The sequence below is a fragment of the Brevundimonas vesicularis genome, assembly GCF_027105095.1.
GTDB classification, from domain to species: Bacteria; Pseudomonadota; Alphaproteobacteria; order Caulobacterales; family Caulobacteraceae; genus Brevundimonas; species Brevundimonas vesicularis_E.
Genome location: NZ_CP114278.1, coordinates 1,266,520 through 1,286,481 on the forward strand (window position 1 = coordinate 1,266,520; position 19,962 = coordinate 1,286,481).

26 protein-coding genes are annotated in these 19,962 nt (G+C 66.8%); 25 read left to right on the plus strand and 1 reads right to left on the minus strand.

Translation table 11 applies throughout. The annotated features are described in order from the left end of the window. The first annotated feature begins 11 nt into the window (after positions 1-11). From O2K97_RS06280 to O2K97_RS06290, 3 genes are read left to right on the plus strand one after another with little or no spacing between them, the layout of a single operon-like run. On the plus strand, positions 12-557 hold the full coding sequence (locus O2K97_RS06280; protein ID WP_269220887.1) for a DUF1285 domain-containing protein: 546 nt from the start codon (positions 12-14) through the stop codon (positions 555-557). Beyond that, the gene (locus tag O2K97_RS06285; RefSeq protein ID WP_269220888.1) at positions 554-1,216 is read left to right on the plus strand and encodes a CoA pyrophosphatase; all 663 of its coding nucleotides are present in this window, start codon (positions 554-556) and stop codon (positions 1,214-1,216) included. The genes O2K97_RS06280 and O2K97_RS06285 overlap by 4 nt, the downstream gene beginning before the upstream one ends. After that, a complete protein-coding gene (locus tag O2K97_RS06290; RefSeq protein WP_269220889.1) occupies positions 1,213-2,424 on the plus strand; it encodes a CCA tRNA nucleotidyltransferase in 1,212 nt (403 codons plus the stop codon). The genes O2K97_RS06285 and O2K97_RS06290 overlap by 4 nt, the downstream gene beginning before the upstream one ends. Here the strand turns inward: O2K97_RS06290 and O2K97_RS06295 are convergent. Further along, the gene (locus O2K97_RS06295; protein ID WP_269220890.1) at positions 2,402-3,355 is read right to left on the minus strand and encodes an endonuclease/exonuclease/phosphatase family protein; all 954 of its coding nucleotides are present in this window, start codon (positions 3,353-3,355) and stop codon (positions 2,402-2,404) included. The genes O2K97_RS06290 and O2K97_RS06295 overlap by 23 nt on opposite strands. Positions 3,356-3,423: 68 nt before the next feature. Here O2K97_RS06295 and O2K97_RS06300 point away from each other — a divergent pair, with 68 nt between their 5' ends. The 22 genes from O2K97_RS06300 to O2K97_RS06405 all read left to right on the plus strand — a co-directional run bounded on the left by O2K97_RS06300 (position 3,424) and on the right by O2K97_RS06405 (position 19,956). Further along, a complete protein-coding gene (locus O2K97_RS06300) occupies positions 3,424-3,885 on the plus strand; it encodes a DUF4112 domain-containing protein (protein ID WP_174087228.1) in 462 nt (153 codons plus the stop codon). Positions 3,886-4,028: 143 nt separating this feature from the next. Beyond that, on the plus strand, positions 4,029-5,465 hold the full coding sequence (locus tag O2K97_RS06305) for a DUF2793 domain-containing protein (RefSeq protein ID WP_269220891.1): 1,437 nt from the start codon (positions 4,029-4,031) through the stop codon (positions 5,463-5,465). After that, a complete protein-coding gene (locus tag O2K97_RS06310; RefSeq protein ID WP_269220892.1) occupies positions 5,462-5,617 on the plus strand; it encodes a hypothetical protein in 156 nt (51 codons plus the stop codon). The genes O2K97_RS06305 and O2K97_RS06310 overlap by 4 nt, the downstream gene beginning before the upstream one ends. Continuing rightward, positions 5,614-5,883 (plus strand): hypothetical protein, encoded by a 270-nt coding sequence (locus tag O2K97_RS06315; RefSeq protein WP_269220893.1) that lies wholly within the window; start codon positions 5,614-5,616, stop codon positions 5,881-5,883. The genes O2K97_RS06310 and O2K97_RS06315 overlap by 4 nt, the downstream gene beginning before the upstream one ends. Continuing rightward, positions 5,880-6,260: a M15 family metallopeptidase gene (locus tag O2K97_RS06320; protein ID WP_269220894.1), complete on the plus strand. Its 381-nt coding sequence runs from the start codon at positions 5,880-5,882 to the stop codon at positions 6,258-6,260. The genes O2K97_RS06315 and O2K97_RS06320 overlap by 4 nt, the downstream gene beginning before the upstream one ends. After that, the gene (locus O2K97_RS06325; protein ID WP_269220895.1) at positions 6,257-6,736 is read left to right on the plus strand and encodes a hypothetical protein; all 480 of its coding nucleotides are present in this window, start codon (positions 6,257-6,259) and stop codon (positions 6,734-6,736) included. Before O2K97_RS06320 ends, O2K97_RS06325 begins: the two co-directional genes overlap by 4 nt. Beyond that, positions 6,696-6,878 (plus strand): hypothetical protein, encoded by a 183-nt coding sequence (locus O2K97_RS06330; RefSeq protein WP_197458562.1) that lies wholly within the window; start codon positions 6,696-6,698, stop codon positions 6,876-6,878. The genes O2K97_RS06325 and O2K97_RS06330 overlap by 41 nt, the downstream gene beginning before the upstream one ends. A 218-nt stretch (positions 6,879-7,096) precedes the next feature. After that, a complete protein-coding gene (locus O2K97_RS06335) occupies positions 7,097-7,912 on the plus strand; it encodes a flagellin (protein ID WP_269220896.1) in 816 nt (271 codons plus the stop codon). A 272-nt stretch (positions 7,913-8,184) separates the two neighbouring features. Continuing rightward, positions 8,185-8,928 carry a flagellin gene (locus tag O2K97_RS06340; RefSeq protein WP_269220897.1) on the plus strand — a complete coding sequence of 248 codons (744 nt, stop codon included), beginning with the start codon at positions 8,185-8,187 and terminating at the stop codon, positions 8,926-8,928. Positions 8,929-9,040: 112 nt separating this feature from the next. Further along, positions 9,041-9,859: a flagellin gene (locus tag O2K97_RS06345; RefSeq protein ID WP_112862420.1), complete on the plus strand. Its 819-nt coding sequence runs from the start codon at positions 9,041-9,043 to the stop codon at positions 9,857-9,859. Between the two features lie 111 nt (positions 9,860-9,970). Then, the gene (locus O2K97_RS06350) at positions 9,971-10,708 is read left to right on the plus strand and encodes a flagellin (protein WP_112862419.1); all 738 of its coding nucleotides are present in this window, start codon (positions 9,971-9,973) and stop codon (positions 10,706-10,708) included. A gap of 86 nt (positions 10,709-10,794) precedes the next feature. Further along, on the plus strand, positions 10,795-11,067 hold the full coding sequence (locus tag O2K97_RS06355; RefSeq protein WP_269220898.1) for a flagellar protein FlaG: 273 nt from the start codon (positions 10,795-10,797) through the stop codon (positions 11,065-11,067). 138 nt (positions 11,068-11,205) lie between these two features. After that, positions 11,206-12,123 (plus strand): flagellin, encoded by a 918-nt coding sequence (locus tag O2K97_RS06360; RefSeq protein ID WP_112862609.1) that lies wholly within the window; start codon positions 11,206-11,208, stop codon positions 12,121-12,123. A 61-nt stretch (positions 12,124-12,184) separates the two neighbouring features. After that, positions 12,185-14,884 carry a transcriptional regulator gene (locus O2K97_RS06365; RefSeq protein WP_269220899.1) on the plus strand — a complete coding sequence of 900 codons (2,700 nt, stop codon included), beginning with the start codon at positions 12,185-12,187 and terminating at the stop codon, positions 14,882-14,884. 81 nt (positions 14,885-14,965) lie between these two features. Then, on the plus strand, positions 14,966-15,637 hold the full coding sequence (locus tag O2K97_RS06370) for a hypothetical protein (protein WP_269220900.1): 672 nt from the start codon (positions 14,966-14,968) through the stop codon (positions 15,635-15,637). Further along, entirely contained in the window at positions 15,637-16,062 is a 426-nt protein-coding gene (locus O2K97_RS06375) for a hypothetical protein (protein ID WP_269220901.1), read from the plus strand. The genes O2K97_RS06370 and O2K97_RS06375 overlap by 1 nt, the downstream gene beginning before the upstream one ends. A 163-nt stretch (positions 16,063-16,225) precedes the next feature. After that, a complete protein-coding gene (ssb, locus tag O2K97_RS06380; protein ID WP_017504124.1) occupies positions 16,226-16,723 on the plus strand; it encodes a single-stranded DNA-binding protein in 498 nt (165 codons plus the stop codon). 10 nt (positions 16,724-16,733) lie between these two features. Then, entirely contained in the window at positions 16,734-17,189 is a 456-nt protein-coding gene (locus tag O2K97_RS06385; RefSeq protein ID WP_269220902.1) for a thiol-disulfide oxidoreductase DCC family protein, read from the plus strand. A gap of 8 nt (positions 17,190-17,197) precedes the next feature. After that, positions 17,198-18,232 (plus strand): NAD(P)H-binding protein, encoded by a 1,035-nt coding sequence (locus tag O2K97_RS06390; RefSeq protein WP_269220903.1) that lies wholly within the window; start codon positions 17,198-17,200, stop codon positions 18,230-18,232. 57 nt (positions 18,233-18,289) lie between these two features. Next, positions 18,290-18,487, plus strand: coding sequence for a DoxX-like family protein (locus O2K97_RS06395; RefSeq protein ID WP_419466092.1), 198 nt, complete (start codon positions 18,290-18,292; stop codon positions 18,485-18,487). After that, the gene (locus O2K97_RS06400; RefSeq protein WP_199060328.1) at positions 18,484-18,954 is read left to right on the plus strand and encodes a DUF2269 family protein; all 471 of its coding nucleotides are present in this window, start codon (positions 18,484-18,486) and stop codon (positions 18,952-18,954) included. Before O2K97_RS06395 ends, O2K97_RS06400 begins: the two co-directional genes overlap by 4 nt. 63 nt (positions 18,955-19,017) lie before the next feature. Next, entirely contained in the window at positions 19,018-19,956 is a 939-nt protein-coding gene (locus O2K97_RS06405; RefSeq protein WP_199060327.1) for a DMT family transporter, read from the plus strand. Positions 19,957-19,962 lie beyond the last annotated feature (6 nt).

Consider the following 19,962-nt stretch of genomic DNA (forward strand, 5'->3'; position numbering starts at 1 on the left):
AAGTCAGGGGGATGGATAATCCCAGGTCAGGACTGAACGCTGTCGCCGAGGCGGCCAAACAGGCGCCCCGCAAGGGGCTGCCGCCGGTCCACCTGTGGCATCCCGAGCATTGCGGCGACATCGATATCGTCATCCGGACGGACGGCGTCTGGATGCATGAAGGCTCGCCCATTGGCCGCAAGGAATTGGTGCGGCTGTTCTCGACCGTGCTGAGGAAGGACCCGGACGGCTATCATTTGGTCACGCCGGTCGAAAAGCTGAAGATCAGCGTCGAGGATTTGCCGTTCCGTGCTGTCGCGATGCGTCGGGAGGGCGGCGACCTGATTTTCACCACCGATGTCGGTGACGAGGTGAGGGCCAGCGAAGCCGATCCCATCGTCGTCGAAACCGATCCCACGACGGGTGAGCCGGCGCCGCGCATCCATGTGCGACGCGATCTGTGGGCGCGCATCGCGCGGTCGGTCTTCTATGAAATGGTCGAAATGGCCCAAGAGGTCGACGGACGACTGGTCGTTCAGTCGGGCGGCCAGGTCTTCTCATTGGGCGCGGTGACGTGAGCCTGGAGACCTTGAAGGCCCGGCTGGTCGATCGGCTGGCGCCGGTCGAGACGTGGCGGCCTGAACTGGTCGCGGCGCGGTCAGACTTCGACCTGAACCCTCAAGCGACACGGACGGCCAAGGAGCTTCGGCCGGCGGCGGTGCTGATCCCCATCGTAGCGCGGCCCGAGGGGGCGACCGTGCTGCTGACGCGGCGCGCGGACAACCTGGCGCGGCATACGGGGCAAATCGCCTTCCCGGGCGGTCGGCTGGATCCTGGCGAGACCGCAGTTCAGGCGGCGCTGCGTGAGGCGGACGAGGAGGTGGCGCTGGACCCGACGGCGGTCGAGGTGCTGGGCCTGTCGGACGCCTATGAGACGGGGACCGGATTTCTGGTCACGCCGGTGATCGGCTGGCTGCGCGAGACGCCGGTCACGACGCCGTCGCCGGACGAGGTCGCCGAGGTGTTCGAGACGCCGTGGGACTTTCTGATGGACGCCGCCAACCATCGTCGCGACTTTTACGATCTGGATGAAGGCTTGCGGCGCTGGTTCTGGGCTATGCCTTGGGGCGAGCGCTACATCTGGGGCGTGACGGCGGGGATCCTGAAGGCGTTGCACGTGCGGCTGTATGGCGACGAGGCTGCGCCAGAGGCGGCGGCCGACGAGGATGCGGCATGAGCGTCTCTGTGAAGGGACAGCCCTGGCTGGAAAGCGAAGCGACGCGGGCGGTGATGCGGGCGCTGGAAGTGGCGGGCGGTGCGGGCTGCGCGCGGTTCGTGGGCGGCTGCGTGAGGAACAGTCTGCTGGGCCAGCCGGTCGACGACATCGACATCGCCACGCGCCTGCGACCGGAACAGACCATGGCAGCGCTGAAGGCGGCAGGAATGAAGGCCGTGCCGACGGGCGTCGAGCACGGCACGGTGACGGGCGTGTCGGAGCGGCGTCCCTATGAGATCACGACCCTGCGTCGTGATGTGGAGACGGACGGACGCCGCGCGGTGGTCGCCTTCACCGAGGACTGGGCCGAGGATGCGGCGCGGCGGGATTTTCGTTTGAACGCCCTTTACGCAGATGCGGCAGGGACGGTGTTCGATCCAACCGGCGGCGGGCTGGAGGATGCGGCGGCGGGACGCATCGTTTTCATCGGCGAGGCGGAGACGCGCATCCGCGAGGACTATTTACGCATCCTGCGCTTCTTCCGGTTCTACGCCTGGTACGGGCGGGGTGAGCCGGACGCGGTCGGGCTGGCGGCGTGCGCGGCGCTGAAGGGCGGCATGGCGCAGCTGTCGGCCGAGCGGGTGTCCAAGGAATTGTTGAAACTGCTGGCGGCGCCCGACCCGCGTGCGGCGGTGCGGGCGATGGCCGAGACCGGCGTGCTGGCCCAGATACTGCCGCAGGCGCAGCCACTGGCTCTGTTCGAGGCGATGTGTGAGCTGACCGACGATCCGGTGATGCGGATGTCAGCCTTGCTTCAGGCCGATGTGGCGGCTGTGACGGAGATCGCGGGTGGTCTGAGATTGTCGAACGCGGTGCGAGATCGGCTGGCGGCGGCGGTGGCGGACGGGCCTGCCGTTTCGCCGGCGATGAGCGACGCCGAGGCGCGGGCGGCGATCTACAGGCTGGGACGCAGGGCGTTCGAAGATCGGCTGATGCGCGCCCAGGCGGCCGGAGGGGGCGATGGCGCGCGGCTGCGGGCGCTGGTCGCCGATTGGACGCCGCCCAAGATGCCGGTGGGGGGGCGCGATGTGGCGCGTCTGGGCCTGAGGCCAGGGCCGGAGACGGGACGGTTGTTGAAGGCGTTCGAGGACGGTTGGGTCGCTGACGACTTCCCTGCCGAAGGCCTTGAGGCGCGGCTGAAGACCCTTATCGCGACTGAGCGCGGGTGAACTCGGTGACGACGGGGCGGTGGTCGGATCCCGTCGGTTCCCCCAGGCGGCGCGTGATCAGGGCCAGATCCGGCGAACGATAGACCTGGTCGATAGTGATGCCGGCGAAGGAGGGAATCTGGCTGGGCCAGGTGCCGGGCCAGCCGGGCGCGGGGACCAGGCCCAGGTCGGACTGGATCTGTTTGCCGATCCGGGCGCTGGAGACGCTGTTGAAGTCCCCGGCGGCGATAGTGGGATGGTCTGGTGCGGCCTTCATCCGCTCGGACAGGGCCATGACCTGGGTGATCTGACCCCACTGATATTGATAGGGCCAGGGTCGGGTCAGGTGGACGCCGAAGACGTTGATCGGACCGATGGGGGTCTGAACCGTCGCCCCCACGGCGCTGAGGCCGTCAGGACGCTCGGGCAGGCGTTGCAGGATCGGATAGCGCGAGGCGATGATCGAGCGCGCGTGGTCGCCGGCGCGCGCCTGGCCGATCAGAACGCGATGGGGATAGTCCGGCAGCAACTCGTCCAGCCGCGACGCCGGCGCCTGCCCCAACTCGACCAGCACGAGGATGTCGGCGTCGGCGGCCGCGATGGACTGGCGCATGGCTACGACATCGGTGTTGAACACATACAGATTGGCCGAATAGACCCGTACGATCGGCTGGTCGGGAACCGGCGCGCCCTTCGTCGGTGTCCATTGCGGCCAGACCGACAGGGCTAGCACCACGCACGCCAGTCCACCGACGATCGAGGCCGGCCATAGGCGAAAGAGCAGACACGCCACGGTCACGCCGACGGCCGCCAGCAACACCGGCGATGTGAACTGCGCCAGTATATCCACCCAGCGATGGCCGATGCCGCTGAGCGCCGCTGCGCCGAAAGCCGCCAAGCCCAGCAGCAGGGCGCTCGCCGTCACATTCGCCGCCAGCTTGATCAGGGTCATCGAAGACGTATCTCTCGGATTGAACAGGAAGCCTCGCCCAGCGTTAAGGCGACGCTTTGGAGGGCGACATGGCCAGACGGTCGATCCGGGATATCGAGAACATCTGGTCCAATGTCGAGGGCGTCAAGAAACTGTCGGACCGGGTCATCGGCATCGGCCCTTTCGGCATGGGGCTGGACGCCATGCTGACCTGGGTGCCGGTTGTCGGCACGGCATACACGGTCGGGACGGGCGGCTGGCTGATGCTTCAGGCCGTGCGGGCCAAGGCGACGCCGGCGACCCTGGCGCGCATGGGGGCCTATATGGCCATCGACACCGCTACTGGGACGGTGCCCATCGCGGGCGACATCGTCGACACCTTCTTTCCCGGACAGCTGATGGCGGCGCGGGCGCTGCAAAAGCATATCGAAAGCACCCACTGGGTCGAGGACACCGAGGCCAATGCGCGCGCCACCGGCGATCACGCGATGCACGAAGCCCGCGTGCAGAACGACAAGACGCTGAAGCGGATCATCTATCTGCACGATTGAGATGCGCTGGCTAAGGCGGCCGAGCCATCGTTTTCCGCGGAACGAATCCGCCTGAAATCAATAGCCTGGTCCAAATGACCGACCGTCTTCCGGCCTGAGGAAAGGCTGCGCCCAGACTGATCTCCACGACAACGGAGAGAAGAATGAGCGACGATTTCAGCGCGCGTCTGAACCTGCCCTATCTGGCGGCGGGGCAGATGCAGAAGCATGTGACCCTGAATACGGCCCTGACCCGGCTGGACGCCCTGTTGCAGACGGCGGTGGTCAGCCGCACGACGGCGATCGAGCCGGCCGATGCGTCGGATGGCGATCTCAATATCCTGCCGCAAGAGGCCGAAGGCGCAGCCTGGGCCGGACGGGCGGCCGGCGCCCTGATGCGGTTCGAGCGCGGCGGCTGGACCGTCGTGACAACGCCGGACGGCATGATAGCCTGCGTTCTGGACGAAGGCGTCGTGGTGGTGTGGGCCGATGCGGGCTGGGTCGCGCTGGGACAGCGACTGGGCGAGGTGCAGGGCCTTAAGCGGCTGGGTCTCGGGACGACCGCCGACGAAGCCAATCCCCTGGCGGCCAAGATCAACGCCGCCCTGTTGACGGCGCGCAGCGTGGAGGAGGGCGGCGACGGCGACCTTCGCCTGACGCTGAACAAGGCGACGGCGGGCGATGTCCTGTCGATGCTGTTCCAGAGCGGATACGCCGCCCGCGCAGAACTGGGTCTGATCGGCGACGACGATCTGACCCTCAAGGCCTGCGACGACGCCGGGATATGGCGGTCCGTGTGCCGCGTGGATCGCGGGACGGGGCGTATCGCCTTCGATCAAGGCGCGGTCCGGCGCGAGACGACGCTCTTCACCAGCGATGACGACTATGCCCTGCCGGCCTGGGCGCGCTGGGTTGAGGCGACCTGCGTGGGCGGTGGCGGCGGCGGGGGCGCAGGGCTGGCTGGCCCGGCTGGCGCGTCGCGCCTGGGCGGCGGCGGAGGCGGCGCCGGCGGCCTGAGCCTCGGGCGCTGGTCGACCGACGATCTGGAGGTCGTCCTGACGATCACGGTCGGCGCCGGCGGGATCAGCGGCGTTTCGGGCGGAGATAGTGAGGTCGCGACGGGTGACACGGTCCTGTTGCGCGCGACGGGCGGCACCGCAGCCGGTTCGGGCGCTGGTGGAGCAGGCGGTATCGGCCAGCGGCCCGCCAATCCTGGCGGGAGCTCTTCGACAACCGCAACGGCGGCGACGGGCGCAGAAACCACATGCTCGGAAGGGCCGGGCGGAGGCGGGGCTGGCGGCGGTCTGAGCGCGGCGGATGTCGCCTATGCCGGAGGCGTGGGCGGCGTGGGCGGCTGGTCGGGCCTTCGCGCGGCTGGCGGTGTCGCGGGCGCTGCGGGTCAGGCCTCGCCCAAGCCGCTCTTGTCGATGGTTGGCGGCGGCGGCGGAGGCGGCGATGCATCAGCGAGCGGAGCGGGCGGTCCCGGCGGCTCAGGCGCGCTGTTCGGAGCGGGGGGCGGGGGAGGCGGCGCGGGTCTGACCTTCGGCGGCCAAGGCGGTTCGGGCGCTTCCGGCGCGGTTCTGATCACGGTCGTCGGATGATCCGGCGCGGACATCCGGCTGAGCCGGTCGAAGTGCTGGAGGCCGAGGCGTGGGAAGCGCCCGATAGCCTCAGCGACGGGGAATGGCGCGCCCAGTTCGGCTGGGACGGCCGCTGCGCCGTCGAAACCTATGACGAGGAGGACGAACGATGACCCGACACAGGCAGGGGTCGATCCCCTTGGCGGAGGGGCGGTGGCTTTTTCGTCGCCTCTACGCCTTTGCTGTCAGCGCGGGGCTATGGGTGCTGTTGATGCGCACGGTCGGGCGGACGCCGCCTGAGATGCTGCCCAGAATCACGGACGGGCTGATGGGCCTGCTTGCTTTGATCCTGGTGCTCTATCTGGTGGCGCCGACCGCTCAGCAGTTGATCACCCTGATCGCCACCGCAAGGCTGCGGATCAGCGGAGGTCGACCATGAGCTTTCGTCTGTCCAGCCGGTCGCGGGCACGGCTCGTCGGCGTGCATCCGGCCCTGATTGCGGTGGTCGAGGCGGCGATCGCGCGCACGCCGGTGAATTTCATGATCACCGAGGGGCTGCGCACGGCCGAACGTCAGGCCGCCCTGGTCAAGGCGGGTGCCAGCCGCACCGCGCGCTCGCGCCATCTGACGGGTCACGCCGTCGATGTCGGCGCCCTGGTCGAAGGGCAGGCGCGATGGGACTGGCCGCTGTATGGCCGGATCGCCGAGGCGTTCAAGGCGGCGCTCGACCTGAAGACGCCTCTGATCTGGGGCGGCGACTGGAAGACGCTGCGGGACGGTCCGCATTTCGAGCTGGATCGAAAGGCTTTTCCATGAGCGCCGGATCGATACTGCGGGCGCTGACGCCGCTCGGCTGGCTGGTGGTGGGTGCGACATCGTTGGCGCTGGGGGTCGTCCTGCTGGGCGGGCTCGGCTTTCGCTGGGATCCGCTGAACTTGGAGCACAAGCGTCTGGCGGCCGCGCGCACTCAGGCGCGGGATGCGACTGCCGTGGCGGCGGCGCAGGCCGACGCCCGACGCATCGAAACCGAAGGCGCTGCGGCTCAGGCCCAGCGCGTCGATCACTATCACCACATGACGGGGGCGGCGGACCGGGCGACCACGGCCGCCGTCGCCCAGAGCAGGAGCGCCGACGATGCCGACCATCCCTTGGAGAACCGCCGCGCTGATCGCCTGCGCGACCATGACGGCGAACTGTGCCGCATCGCCCCCGATCTCGACGGTTGCGCCGGCGCGACTGGTCTTGCCGGAGGTGGCGACACGGCCGTGCGCGCTGGCGACCCTGCCGGCTGAACCGACGGCCGGCGATCTGGACGCGGCCTATCTGCTGCGCGGCGCCCAGATCGTGACCTGCGACGGGGCGCGGCGGCTGGCGGTCGAGACCCTGTTGGCCGAACGCGCGATGCAGGACGCGCAGGTGCGACGCCGCGACTGACGCCCTGCAAAAACGACTCGGCAACTTCTGCCGCCTGGTGTGCAGGCTTGCCGGGTCGTTTCGCAAACCGCCGAGATAAATTCAATGAAATCAATGTCGGCGTCTGGCCGGCGTCGCATTTTGGACTGGCCCCGCCCTTGCTCTCCTTAAGACCGAGCAAAACGCTCCTGACGCTAAAATGGCGTCGGACATCACACGAAGTGAACAGGACAGCCAAAATGGCTACGAGCATCAATACGAACTACGGCGCAGCTGTCGCCCTGCAAAACCTCAATGCGACCAACGCCATGTTGGAGCGCACGCAAAACCGTGTCTCGACCGGCCTGAAAGTCGGCAGCGCCAAGGATAGCGGCGCCATCTACGCCATCGCCACCGGACAACGCGCCAACATGGGCGCCATGGATTCCGTGCGCGCCTCGCTGCAACGCGGCCAGTCGATCGTCGATGTGTCGCTCGCGGCCGGCGATACGGTGACGGCGGCTCTGGAAGAAATGAAAGGTCTGGCCGTCAGCATCGCCGGTTCGACCGGCGCGACCCAGACCTCCTACCTGACCGAATTCCGCGCCTTGGGCGCCGAAATCACCTCCGCCCTGGCCGGTGCATCGTTCGATGGCGTGAACCTCTGGACCAACGCTGCTGCGACCAATGTGATCAAGGATGTCAGCGGCGGCACCACGTCCGTCGGCTTCACGGTCGCGGGTGGCATGGCTGGCGACACCGCCATCACCACCATCACCAACCAGTCCATCGCCGCCGGCGCGGCGACGACCGCTGCGGTCGACGCCGCCATCGCCAAGGTGACGGACGCTTTGTCGACCCTCGGCACCCAATCCAAGTCGGTCAGCCGCCAGGTGACCTTCCTGAACAAGCTTCAGGATGCGACCGAAGCGGGCATCGGCAATCTGGTGGATGCCGACCTGGCCAAGGAAAGCGCCAAGCTGACCGCCCTGCAAACCAAGCAACAGCTGGGCGTGCAGGCGCTGTCGATCGCTAACCAGAGCAGCCAGACGCTGCTGAGCCTGTTCCGGAACTAAGCGACCGCAGGCGTCGGCCCGGGTGGTCCGCTGATCGCGCGTTCGATCTCGTTTTCACGCCGCCCGGCAAAATATGCCTAGCCACGCCAGCGGGTGGGCAGACTTTGCCGAGTCTTGAAGAGGGTAAATCAATAGTAAATCAAATAAAACAATAACTTGAACTAGTTTCTGCCCGGCCATTTTGGCCCGGCAATTGCTTCACACCAACCGAGCAAAAAGCTCCCGTCGCCAAAAAGGCGCCGGAACTCACGAAGTGAAAAGGAGGGCCAGAAATGCCCAGCATCAACACGAACTACGGCGCCGCAGTCGCTCTGCAGAGCCTGAACAAGACCAACAGCGAGTTGGAGCGGACCCAGAACCGCATCAACACCGGTATGAAGGTGTCGTCGGCCAAGGACAGCGGCGCGATCTTCTCCATCGCCACGGCCCAACGGGCGAACGCCTCTTCGCAAGACGCCGTCCGCGCCGGCTTGCAGCGCACCCAGTCGATCACCGACGTGGCCCTGGCCGCCGGCGACACGATCACGGCCGCTCTGGAAGAGATGAAGGGCCTGGCCGTCAGCATCGCCGGAACGACGGCGGGCTCGGCGGCTGAAACCTCCTACCTAGCCGAATACAATGCGCTGGGCCTGGAAATCACGTCGGCGATCGCCGGCGCGTCCTTCGACGGCGTCAACAGCCTGACCACGCCTCTGGGCGTCGCCGGCGTCACGGATGTCAGCGGCGGCGGCAAGGCGCGAGCCGACGCCACTACCGCCAAGGTCGACACCGCCATCGCTACCGTGACCAGCGCCCTGTCGACGCTGGGCACTCAGTCCAAGTCGCTGGGCCGTCAGATCACCTTCGTCAACAAGCTTCAGGACGCTCTTGAAGCCGGCGTGGGCAATCTGGTGGACGCCGACCTGGCCAAGGAAAGCGCCAAGCTGACCGCCCTGCAGACCAAGCAACAGCTGGGCGTGCAGGCGCTTTCGATCGCCAACCAGGGCAGCTCGATCCTGCTGAGCCTCTTCCGCTAAGGCCCGGAGACCTCGTCGCCTCGGCGGCGGGGTCATGGTCTTGAAACCCTGAGCAAAACGCTCCCGTCGCCAAAACGGCGTCGGCTGTCACGAAGTGAAAAGGAACGCCAAAATGGCGAGTGTAAACACAAACTACGGGGCTGCAGTCGCGCTGCAGAGCCTGAACAAGACCAACAGCGAGTTGGAGCGGACTCAAAACCGCATCAACACCGGCATGAAGGTATCGTCGGCGAAGGACAGCGGGGCGATCTTCGCCATCGCCACGTCCCAGCGGGCGAACGCCAGCGCTCAGGACTCGGTTCGCGGCTCCATCCAGCGCGGTCAATCCATCGTCGACGTGGCCCTGGCCGCCGGCGATACGATCACGTCCGCTCTGGAAGAGATGAAGGGCCTCGCCGTCAGCATCGCCGGTTCCACCGGCGCGGCGAAGACGTCCTATGAAAACGAGTTCGCGGCCCTGGGTCAGGAAATCAAGAGCGCGTTGGACGGCGCCAGCTTCGACGGGGTCAACCTGCTGAAGACGGCGTCCACGGGCGGTACGGCGGTCAACGTCCGTATCGGCACCGGCGCGACCGACACCAAGACCATCGGCATCGCCACCGATCTCAGCGCCAACACCGACCTGGCCAAGTTCACGGCTGCGTCGCCGACGGTCGCCGACTTCACCTCGGCGAACGTCGACCTGGTCATGACGGCCGTCACTACGGCCCTGTCGACCTTGGGCACCCAGTCCAAATCGCTGGGCCGCACCGTCAGCTTCGTCAACAAGCTTCAGGACTCTCTTGAAGCCGGCGTTGGCAATCTGGTGGACGCCGACCTTGCCAAGGAAAGCGCCCGACTGACCGCTCTGCAAACCAAGCAACAGCTGGGCGTGCAGGCGCTGTCGATCGCCAACCAAGGCAGCTCGATCCTGCTGAGCCTCTTCCGCTAAGGCCCGGAGACCTCGCCGTTTCGGCGGCGGGGTCGTGGCCTTGAACCCCGAGCAAAACGCTCACCCCGGCAAAACGCCGGGGCTCTCACGAAGTGAAAAGGAGGGCTAGAAATGCCCAGCATCAATACGAACTACGGCGCCGCAGTCGCTCTGCAGAGCCTGAACAAGACCAACAGCGAGTTGGAGCGGACCCAGAACCGCATCAACACCGGCATGAAGGTGTCGTCGGCCAAGGATAGCGGGGCGATTTTCTCTATCGCCACATCCCAGCGCGCCGCCGCCGCTTCGCAAGACGCCGTCCGCGCCGGCTTGCAGCGCACTCAATCGATCACCGACGTGGCCTTGGCCGCCGGCGACACGATCACGAGCGCGCTGGAAGAAATGAAGGGTTTGGCTGTCAGCATCGCCGGTTCCACCGGCGCGGCCCAGACGTCCTACCTGGCTGAGTACAACGCCCTGGGTACGGAAATCGCCTCGGCGATCTCCGGCGCATCGTTCGACGGCGTCAACAGCCTGACCACGTTGGGATCCAACGCGGCCATCACCGCGGTGAACACCGGCAGTATCACGGCCGCCAACGCCACGACCGCCAACGTCGATGCGGCCATCACCGCAACGACCAGCGCCTTGTCGACCCTGGGCACCCAGTCCAAGTCGCTGGGCCGTCAGATCACCTTCGTCAACAAGCTTCAGGACGCGCTTGAAGCCGGCGTGGGCAATCTGGTGGACGCCGATCTGGCCAAGGAAAGCGCCAAGCTGACCGCTCTGCAGACCAAGCAACAGCTGGGCGTGCAGGCGCTGTCAATCGCCAACCAGGGCAGCTCGATCCTGCTGGGCCTGTTCCGCTAAGACGCGCGGCCGGAACGGTTTCACGACCGTTCCGGCCGTTCGTTTGACACTCTTGAGGGGCGCGAGCGATCGCCGCGCATGGAGCCATGACGCAGAATGTCGAAAGAACAGTAGGCTTACCTCCGCCAATCCCCGAAATCCCCGTTTCCGTTCGTCACGAGCCTGTGGCGAGGAACGACAATGAGGACGCCAGCCGCTACCGCCTCACCATCGAAGCCGTGGGCGACCACCATTTCGTCTACAAGGTCCTGGACCGCGTGACGGGCGAGGTGATCCGGCAGCTTCCACGCGAAGAGGTGGAGAAGCTCAGCCGCGACCCGACCTATCGCGGGGGAAAATTGATCGATACAGCTGTCTGAACAGTCGGACGCTGAAATAGACATGCCCGACGCCTCCGGCTTGCCGGACGGCGAAATCATGGTTTCTGCGCCATTAACCATGTGATTACGACTCATGGTTAATCGTGCAGGTCACAGAACGTCCGGGGGCTTGAAGCCATGACCACCAGCATCCACACCAACACCTCGGCGATGATCGCCCTGCAGAATCTGAATCGCACCAACGACCAGTTGGCGTCGACCCAGAGCCGCGTGAATACTGGCCTGAAGGTTCAGGGCGCCAAGGACAACGCCGCCGTCTGGGCGGTGGCCCAGGGCCAGCGTGCGGATCAAGGGTCGTTGGAGGCGGTGACCACAAGCCTCAAACGCGCGACCTCGATCGCCGACGTGTCGCTGGCTGCCGGCGAGCAGATTTCGGACATCCTGCTGGAGCTGAAGCAAAAGGCGACGTCTGCGGCGGATCCCAGCCAAAGCGCAGCCTCGCGCGCGTCCTATAACCAGGAGTTTCAGGCGCTTCTGGGTTCGATTCAGTCGTTCGCGGATAACGCGATCTTCGACGGCGCCAACATCCTGGATGGGGCCGCGACGACCGACCTGACCTTCCTGGCGAGCGCGGATGGCAAGGAGACCATCGCGGTCAAGCGCCAGAATATGTCTCTGGCGGGCTTGGGCCTCGCCGCCAACTCCTACGACTCGGACAAGTCGACCGCAGCGATCGACGCGTGGACGAATAACGCCGGCACGCCGGAAGATGAAACGCTGCTGAACGCCGCGCCGGATCTGCTGACCCAGGAAAAGGCGCAGTTCGCTCTGCGACGCGTCAACGACGCCATCGCGGTCGCCAGCTCCCGCCTGTCGGAGCTTGGCGCCCAAGCCAAGCAGATCGAACGACACACGACCTATGTCGGAAAGCTGTCCGACTCGCTGGAGGCCGGCATCGGCAATCTGGTGGATGCGGATCTGGCCAAGGAGAGCGCGCGTCTTCAGGCCTTGCAGGTCCAGCAGCAACTCGGTGTCCAGGCCTTGTCGATCGCCAACCAGGCGCCGCAGATCATCCTGTCGCTGTTCAAGGGCTGATCCCCACAGCTTAACGGTTCCTTATCGACGCCCGTCGCAAGATAGGGTCGGAGCCGTCTGAATGATCAACAACAGCTATCTGCTGGGTCTTTACGGGGGGACGACGGACACGTCGTCGTCGGCCTTCGGCGCGAGTGCGACGGTCAAGGCCAAGAAGACACAGCCGACGGCCCCCTGGTCGTCGACCAACACGCCGGCGAAGGCCAGCGACCTGGTGCGGGCCGCCCTGGGCGGGCGTCGGCTGATCGACGAGGGCAATGTCAGCCTCGATCTCGCAGGCGCCTCGACCGACTATCGCAAGATGTTCGCCCTGTATCAGGGGCTGACCACGCTCGGCGCCCTGGCCGATCGAGCGGGTGTAAAGGGGATTGCTTCGTCCGAGGCGACCCTTTTGGCGAAGCGCTTCGGCGACGGCCTGGCGGAGATGTCGGCCTACCTCAAGACCGCCAGCTTCGAAGACGTCCGGCTGGTGCAAGGGGTTTCGAAGACTTCCGTCAAAAGCACCTATGCGCTCGAGCGGGCGCCGACCAGTTTCGTCACCGCGCCCGTGCACGACGGCGATCCGACCGCCTCGGTCAAGGCGTTCGAGGGGGACGTGAAGTTCTCCATGACGGTCAAGACCGCAACGGGAACGCAGACGGTCGACCTGGACCTGGCCGAAATGGGGACGTCGGATCGGTCGATGGTCAATGTCGTCGATTACATGAACGGCAAGCTGGAGGCCGCAGGCGTCGCCACGCGCATCGCGTCCCAGCGCATTCCGGCCGAACCCAAGACATTCAAGAGCGGGACCAAGACGATCACCCTGCCGGCCGGGCCGGACAAATGGGCGCTACAGGTCAACGGCGGAACAGGCGAGGCCCTCAGCTTCCAGGCCGTGGACACCTCGGACGCCGTCTATGTGACCCAAGGGGTCGGCAAGACCGGCGCGGGCCAACTGCTGAAGTTCCAGGCCGACGGCGGCGCGGCGCCGGCCGCCCACCAGGGCGTCGACGATCCGTTCTGGGTCGAGGGCAGGGTGGGGCACGCCGATCTGCCCGACGGCGTCGCCGCGGTGAAAGCCAGCGCCGTGGCGCCGGATGGCTCCGTCTGGGTCGTCGCCGAACTGACGGCGGGCGATGCTAGTCAACCGATCAAGGGTGAGCGCGACGTCGCCCTGATGAAATACGATTCCGCCGGCAATCTGATGCAGACCAAGCTGCTCGGCGCCGCCTCCAGCGCCAACGGCTTCTCGATCGCCATTGACGATGACGGCCGGGTCGCCCTGGCCGGATCGGTGACCGGGGCGCTGGAACCCGGCAAGAGCGGCGATGACTCGGCTGTCGCCGACAGTTTCGTTTCGGTCTTCGACAGTTCAGGCCAGGAACTGTGGACCCAGCGGCGCGGGGCCAAGGCGGCCGATGAGGCGACCGAGGTTCGTTTCGGCGCCGATGGCATGGTCTATGTCGCCGGCCGGTCGAAATCGGCCATGCCCGGCAATGCGGCCCTGGGCGGCTGGGATTCCTATCTTCAGGCCTTCCAGGAAAAGCCGATCAAGATCAACGGCCCGGACGTGGGCGTGAACGTCGCGACCAGGCAGTTCGGCACCAGCGGCGACGATTCCGTTCAGGCCATGACGGTGTCAGGCAACGACCTCTACACGGCCGGTGTCGAGAACGGGAAGGCGGTCGTGCGCCGCTTCACCCTGGACGCCGACGGCGTGCCGAGCCTGGCCTCGAAGCGCGACCTCGGCTACGCCAAAGGCGCCATTGCCGGCATATCGGTGGAGAACGGCAAGGTCGTCGTGACAGGCCACACCGAAAACGCAGCGCTCGATATCGGCACGGTGACCAACGCCCACGCCGGCGGCAGCGACGTCTTCATCGCCACCTTGTCCGCCGATCTGCAGGCCGCAGGTAGCGACCAACTGACCTATTTCGGCGGGGCGGGCGCGGACACCGCCGCCGATGTCGCCATCAAGGACGGCAAGGTGTGGATCACCGGCACGAACCGGGCGGAGGGCGCAGGCAAGGACGATCCGACGTCCGGCTATCTGGCCCAGATCGACCTTGCGAGCGGAGCGGTTCAATCCAATCGGACCTGGCGAGCGGATGGCGACCAGGCCAAGCCGACCAGTTTGAGCATCGCGGCAAACGGCGCCAGCGTGCTCGATCGGCTTGGTCTGCCGCAGGGTCAGATCATGCAGGCCGACTCCAAGCTGCTGACTGTCGCCACCTCAGCGCGGGTCGGGGATCAGTTCTCGATATCGCCCGCGAGCGGCGGCCGCGCCGTCACCGTGACGATCGACGCCAAGGACACGCTGGAAAGCCTGGCCAAGAAGATCAACGCCGCCTCGGGCCGTCAGCTGGAAGCCAAGGTCATCACCGACCTGAAGACCAAACCGGTCGTCCAGCGGCTGGAGATCAAGACAGCGGCCAACAGGGAGGGGGCCATCATCTCCGCCGGCGCGATCGGCAAGGACGCCCTGGGCGCGTTGGGTCTGACGCCCGGCTTCGTTGGTCCGGTCAAGCCGGACAAGGATGCGATGAAGACCTTCGGGCTGAACCTGCCGAACACTCTCAGCCTGAACGATCCGGCCTCGATCAAGGCGGCGATCGATTCGCTGGCCCAGGCCATGACGGCGGTGCGCTCGTCCTATCGCGCCCTGGCGCCGTCCACAGGCGCCATCACCAACACCCAGACCGGCTCCGGCTCGTCGACCGCCTATCAGCAGACCCAGCTGGCCAACTATCAGGCCGCGCTCAACCGCCTGATGGCCTGATCGCGGTCGGGACCGGTCAAGGCGGTTGACGCCTGAGGCCGGGTCGGGGTTATTGGCCTCCTCATCCGCGAAAGCCCGTTCATGGCCCTTCCGAAAGACAACCGCGTCATCCTGTTGGTCGGCGCCGGCGTGGCGATCGTCGTCGCCGTCGTGCTGGCCCTGATCTTTGCGAGCGGCGGCGACAAGACGACGGAAGCGCCGCCGGCGTCCAAGGGCGGTCTCGTGGTCAATCTGGCCGAGGCGCCCACGCTGGAGCCGACGCGGGAACTGCGCTGCTTCGTCGACGGTCAGTTCGTCGGCATGGCGACCCTGGCGGTCTGCGCCCAGCGCAACGGTCTGGCGACGGACGCTCTGGACGTGGGTCTGGACGCGACCGGCGCGCTGGCCGCCGCGCCGACTGCGGCCTTCGCGCCGCCGCCCCAGCTGCCCGCGGTTGAAATGGCCGAGACCCCGCCGCCGGCGGCTGTGGAACAGACGCCCGCGCCCCGTCCAACCCCCGCGGTCAGCGGCAGCCCCTGCCTGCGCCACACCGGCTCTGACTGGCGCACCCTGTCGCCGAACATGAGCTTGAACGCCTGCGTCCAGGCGCTCTATGCCGGAACCTGCGTCGGGCCGGGCGACGCCCAATACGGCCGCTGGGGGGACATGACCCTGCGCCTGGTGCCGCGTCGGGTGGAACAGTCTGGCGATAACGCCCGTTTCAGAACCCTGGCCGAGCAGGATCGCAACTGCCAGTTTCCCGGGATGAATTGATGCGCCTTGTCGTTCTCGCCGCCGTCGTCGCCGGAACCGCTTTGCTGAGCGGCTGCTCCAATGAACCCAAATATGAGTTCGCCCAAGGCGCCTGCTACTTCGTCGCGACGCCGGACAATGCGCCGCCGCGTTTGCAGAAGATCGCCGACGACCAGCCCCAGCTCGAACAATGCGCCGCGCGGCTGGAGGAGATGCGTCTTCGCTTCCTGCGCATGGGTGGGTCGAACCAGGAAATCGCCGGCGCCTATCAGGGCCGCTTCATCTTCGTGGACCGCGAGGGGGTCAAGATCGGCAAGAGCCTGAACGGCAGCCGCTTCTTCGCCATGGCCCGCACCGGCGACGGCCGTTTGGCCATCCCCGGGGCCATCCAGCGCGATGAGGCGGGCCGTCCCATCGCGATCGCCGCGGACCCCGCCGCCAAGTAGGACTTGCAGGGCGTGAACAAAGGTGGAACATTTCGTTAATCCACCGGTTTGGCGGGTGCGATGTCAAAAGCGGCTGGCGATAAGGCGTCGCCCCGGTCAGACATCGGACTGAATTGACGGGGCGGGCGAAGTCGTCGCCGCCTCACACGAGAAGGAAGTTTCCATGGCGGGCAGCGTCAACAAGGTCATTCTGGTCGGCAATCTGGGGCGCGACCCCGAAATCCGCTCCATGCCCAATGGCGACCGGATCGCCAACCTGTCGATCGCCACCTCGGAAACCTGGCGCGACAAGTCCTCGGGCGAGCGCAAGGAAAAGACCGAGTGGCACCGGGTCGTCATCTTCAACGACAACATCGTCAAGGTGGTCGAGAACTATGTGAAGAAGGGCTCGACCGTCTACATCGAGGGCGCGCTCCAGACCCGCAAATGGACTGACCAGCAGGGCGTCGAGAAATATTCGACCGAGATCGTGGTCAGCCGCTTCAAGGGTGAACTCACCATGCTGGGCGGCCGTTCGGAAGGCGGCTCGTCAGGCGGTGGTTACGGCGGCGGCGGTGGTCGCGGCGATGACGACTACTCCTCGGGCTTCTCCACCGGCGGCGCCAACAAACCGAGCGGCCCCAAGGAAAGCTACGACCTGAACGACGACATCCCGTTCTGAGGTCAGGCCGTTGGGGCGGGGGCCTTACAGCTATCGTGAGGATCCCGCCGTTCCGGCCTTTCCGGACGACCGGCCCCTGGTTCTGTTCGATGGTGACTGCGCGCTCTGCTCCGGCTCGGCGCGCAAGATCCTGAAGCATGACAGGGCAAATAGCATCAGGCTCGCGCCGACGCAGTCGCCCCTGGGTCGGGCGCTTCTCGTCCACTACGGCGTCGATCCCGACGATCCCTATACGATGCTGTTGATCCAGGACGGCGTTGCGCGCGTGCGGTCCGACGGCGTTCTGGGCATCGCCGCCCTGCTGCCGCCGCCCTATCGACTGGCCGTCGTCGGGCGGATCGTGCCGCGGATCGTCCGTGACACCCTCTATGACTTTATCGCGCGTCGCCGCCGCCGGTTTCCAGGCGTGGCCTGGTGCGCCATGCCGCCAGAAGGTGCCGATCTGACGGACCGGGTGCTGGAATGAGTGGACGCGTGCTGGTGCTGGGGGGCAACGGCTTCATCGGCTCGCATGTCGCGGCGGCCCTGTCGTCGGCCGGCTGGTCCGTTCGTGCCGGGGCGCGCCGCATCGCCGAACCCGCCCGTCGCGCGCCGACGTTCGACTGGGTCGCCGCCGACTTCGCCAAGCTGACGACACCCCAGGCCTGGGCGCCGGTGTTGGTTGGTGTGGAGGCGGTGGTGAACTGCGTCGGCGTGCTTCAGAATGGGGCCGGCGACAGCACGCGCGCCGCCCATGTCGACGGCCCGCGCGCCCTGATCGCGGCGTGCGAAGCGGCGGGCGTGCGGCGGCTGGTGCATATCTCCGCCGTCGGCGCGGACGACGGGGCCGGCACCGACTACGCTCGCACAAAGGCCGAGACCGAGCGGCTGATCGAGTCCAGCGGGCTGGATTGGCTGATCCTGCGGCCGTCGCTGGTGGTGGATCGTGCGGCGTTCGGCGGCACGGGTCTGATCCGTGCGCTGGCGGCGTTTCCGCTGTTCAGCCCGGTCGTGGGCGGCGACCAGATTTTCCGCCCGATCCCGCTGGGCGACCTGTCCGCCGCCGTCGTCGCGGCGTTGAAACCCACCGCGCCGTCGCATCGGACGCTGGACATGCCGGGGCCGGAGCCGGTGACGATGGTCGAGACGATGCGTCTTTACCGCGGTTGGATGGGGGTTGAGCCCGGCGCCGGTGATCCGCGTTCCGCGTGTCCTGGCCGCGCCCGCCCTGGCGATCGGCGATCTGCTGGGTCGGCTGGGCTGGTCCTCGCCGATCCGCACGACGGCGATCAAACAGATGGACCACGACGTGTCCGGCCGCGACAGCGGCTGGGCGCAGGCGCTTGGCGTGCCGTCGCGCGGATTCACACGCTTCCTCGCCGAGACACCGGCCTCGGTTCAGGACGTCTGGCACGCGCGGCTCTGGTTCGTGCGGCCGATCTCCATCGTGACACTGGGCCTGTTCTGGTTGATTACCGGCCTGATCAGCTTCGGCCCGGGTTGGGACCGCGCCGTCGCCATCCTGCATGAGGGCGGTTACGGCCACATGGCCGGCCCCATCGCCTGTGGGGCGCGCTGCTGGACGTGGTGCTGGGGCTGATGCTGTTCGTGCGGCCATGGACGGCGCGCGTGGCGATCTTCATGTGCCTGGCCACGGTCGGCTATCTGACGGCCGCGACGCTCAGCCTGCCGCACTTCTGGATCGATCCGCTGGGACCATGGCTCAAGGTCCTGCCGATGATGGCCCTTTGCCTGTTCGTGGCGGCGACGGACGCGCGCCGATGACCGCCTATGTGCTGCTCAAGATCGTTCACATCCTGTCGGGCGCGGTGCTGTTCGGAACAGGCGCCGGCATCGCCTTCTTCATGCTGCGCGCTCACGCGACAAAGGACGCAAGGACCGTCGCCGAGGTCGGCCGCATCGTCGTTCTGGCTGATTTCGTCTTCACCGCGACCGCCGTGGTGATCCAGCCAATCAGCGGCCTGGGCCTGATCCATCTGCAGGGCTGGTCCCTGACCAGTCCATGGCTGCTGGCCGCCTATGGGCTTTATGTCCTGATCGGCGTCTGCTGGCTGCCGGTCGTGTGGATCCAGTACCGGATGATGAAGCTGGCCGAACAAGCGGCAGGGGAGGGCGCCGCCCTGCCGTCCGCCTATCATCGGCTGTTCCGTTGGTGGTTCGCCCTGGGCTGGCCCGCCTTTGCCGGCGTCCTGGCCATCTACTGGCTGATGGTCGCCAAGCCGGATTTCTGAGCGGAAACCTGAGGTCATTCAAAGTGAGCCGACGCGGCGGGCGGGTCATGCCATAGGGCGGTCATGACCGACGTCCGTTCCGAAGTTGCGCCTGCCCCCGCGCCTCTGCCCAAGAGGCCTCACGCCCTGACAGGGCTGGAGATCGCCGCCATCGTGGCGATCATCGTGGTGTGGGGCGTCAACAACGCCGGGGCCAAGCTGGCGACGCAGGAGTTGTCGCCGCTGCTGGTCGGCGCCATCCGGTTCGGCATCGCCACTGCCTGTCTGATCGCCTTCGTGCGGCCGCCGTTCCCGGACTGGAAGAGCCTGATGCTAATTGTCATCATCGGCGGGCCGATCCAGTACGGCCTGGCCTACACCGCCTACTGGCTGGCGACGGACGTCAGCCCGGTGACCGTGGCCAACCAGTTGTGGATCCCCTTCACCACCCTGTTCGCCTTCCTGATCCTGGGCGAGCGGCTGTCCAAGGCGGCCTTGGTCGGTATGGGCGTGGCCTTCGTCGGCGTGGCCTGGATGACGCTGGACGCCCATGCGCTGCAGGACTGGAAGGCCATTCTGGTCGCCATCGCGGCCGGCGCCGCCTGGGGCGTGACCACGGTGGTCGCGCGTCGCACCACCTCCATCCCGCCACTGAAGATGCAGGGTCTGCTGGCGCTGGGCGCCTTTCCCGTCATGGCCTTCGGCTCGGCGGTGTTCGAGCATGGCCAGTGGGAGGCGGTGAAGCGCGCCACGCCCATGGTCTGGGCCTCGTTGCTGTGGGCGGGCGTCGTGTCGTCCGTGCTGGCGACGACCCTGCTGTTCTGGCTGGTGCAGCGGCGCGAGGCGGGGCGGGTGACGCCCTATCTGCTGGTCACGCCCGTGGTGTCGATGTTCATCGGCTGGAGCTTCATGGGCGACATCCTGACGCCGCAGATTCTGACGGGGTCGGCCATCACCATGGGAGGGGTCGCCCTCGTGGCCCTGGCCGAACGGGGCTTGCGCGCTGGGGCCGCCAAGGCTTGATCTGTT

Coding starts and splice junctions, on each gene's coding strand:
- O2K97_RS06280 (WP_269220887.1), top strand. CDS start 12: ATGGATAATCCCAGGTCAGGACTGAACGCTGTCGCCGAGGCGGCCAAA.
- O2K97_RS06290 (WP_269220889.1), top strand. CDS start 1,213: ATGAGCGTCTCTGTGAAGGGACAGCCCTGGCTGGAAAGCGAAGCGACG.
- O2K97_RS06295 (WP_269220890.1), bottom strand. CDS start 3,355: ATGACCCTGATCAAGCTGGCGGCGAATGTGACGGCGAGCGCCCTGCTG.
- O2K97_RS06300 (WP_174087228.1), top strand. CDS start 3,424: ATGGCCAGACGGTCGATCCGGGATATCGAGAACATCTGGTCCAATGTC.
- O2K97_RS06305 (WP_269220891.1), top strand. CDS start 4,029: ATGAGCGACGATTTCAGCGCGCGTCTGAACCTGCCCTATCTGGCGGCG.
- O2K97_RS06310 (WP_269220892.1), top strand. CDS start 5,462: ATGATCCGGCGCGGACATCCGGCTGAGCCGGTCGAAGTGCTGGAGGCC.
- O2K97_RS06315 (WP_269220893.1), top strand. CDS start 5,614: ATGACCCGACACAGGCAGGGGTCGATCCCCTTGGCGGAGGGGCGGTGG.
- O2K97_RS06320 (WP_269220894.1), top strand. CDS start 5,880: ATGAGCTTTCGTCTGTCCAGCCGGTCGCGGGCACGGCTCGTCGGCGTG.
- O2K97_RS06325 (WP_269220895.1), top strand. CDS start 6,257: ATGAGCGCCGGATCGATACTGCGGGCGCTGACGCCGCTCGGCTGGCTG.
- O2K97_RS06335 (WP_269220896.1), top strand. CDS start 7,097: ATGGCTACGAGCATCAATACGAACTACGGCGCAGCTGTCGCCCTGCAA.
- O2K97_RS06340 (WP_269220897.1), top strand. CDS start 8,185: ATGCCCAGCATCAACACGAACTACGGCGCCGCAGTCGCTCTGCAGAGC.
- O2K97_RS06345 (WP_112862420.1), top strand. CDS start 9,041: ATGGCGAGTGTAAACACAAACTACGGGGCTGCAGTCGCGCTGCAGAGC.
- O2K97_RS06350 (WP_112862419.1), top strand. CDS start 9,971: ATGCCCAGCATCAATACGAACTACGGCGCCGCAGTCGCTCTGCAGAGC.
- O2K97_RS06355 (WP_269220898.1), top strand. CDS start 10,795: ATGACGCAGAATGTCGAAAGAACAGTAGGCTTACCTCCGCCAATCCCC.
- O2K97_RS06360 (WP_112862609.1), top strand. CDS start 11,206: ATGACCACCAGCATCCACACCAACACCTCGGCGATGATCGCCCTGCAG.
- O2K97_RS06365 (WP_269220899.1), top strand. CDS start 12,185: ATGATCAACAACAGCTATCTGCTGGGTCTTTACGGGGGGACGACGGAC.
- O2K97_RS06370 (WP_269220900.1), top strand. CDS start 14,966: ATGGCCCTTCCGAAAGACAACCGCGTCATCCTGTTGGTCGGCGCCGGC.
- O2K97_RS06375 (WP_269220901.1), top strand. CDS start 15,637: ATGCGCCTTGTCGTTCTCGCCGCCGTCGTCGCCGGAACCGCTTTGCTG.
- ssb (WP_017504124.1), top strand. CDS start 16,226: ATGGCGGGCAGCGTCAACAAGGTCATTCTGGTCGGCAATCTGGGGCGC.
- O2K97_RS06400 (WP_199060328.1), top strand. CDS start 18,484: ATGACCGCCTATGTGCTGCTCAAGATCGTTCACATCCTGTCGGGCGCG.
- O2K97_RS06405 (WP_199060327.1), top strand. CDS start 19,018: ATGACCGACGTCCGTTCCGAAGTTGCGCCTGCCCCCGCGCCTCTGCCC.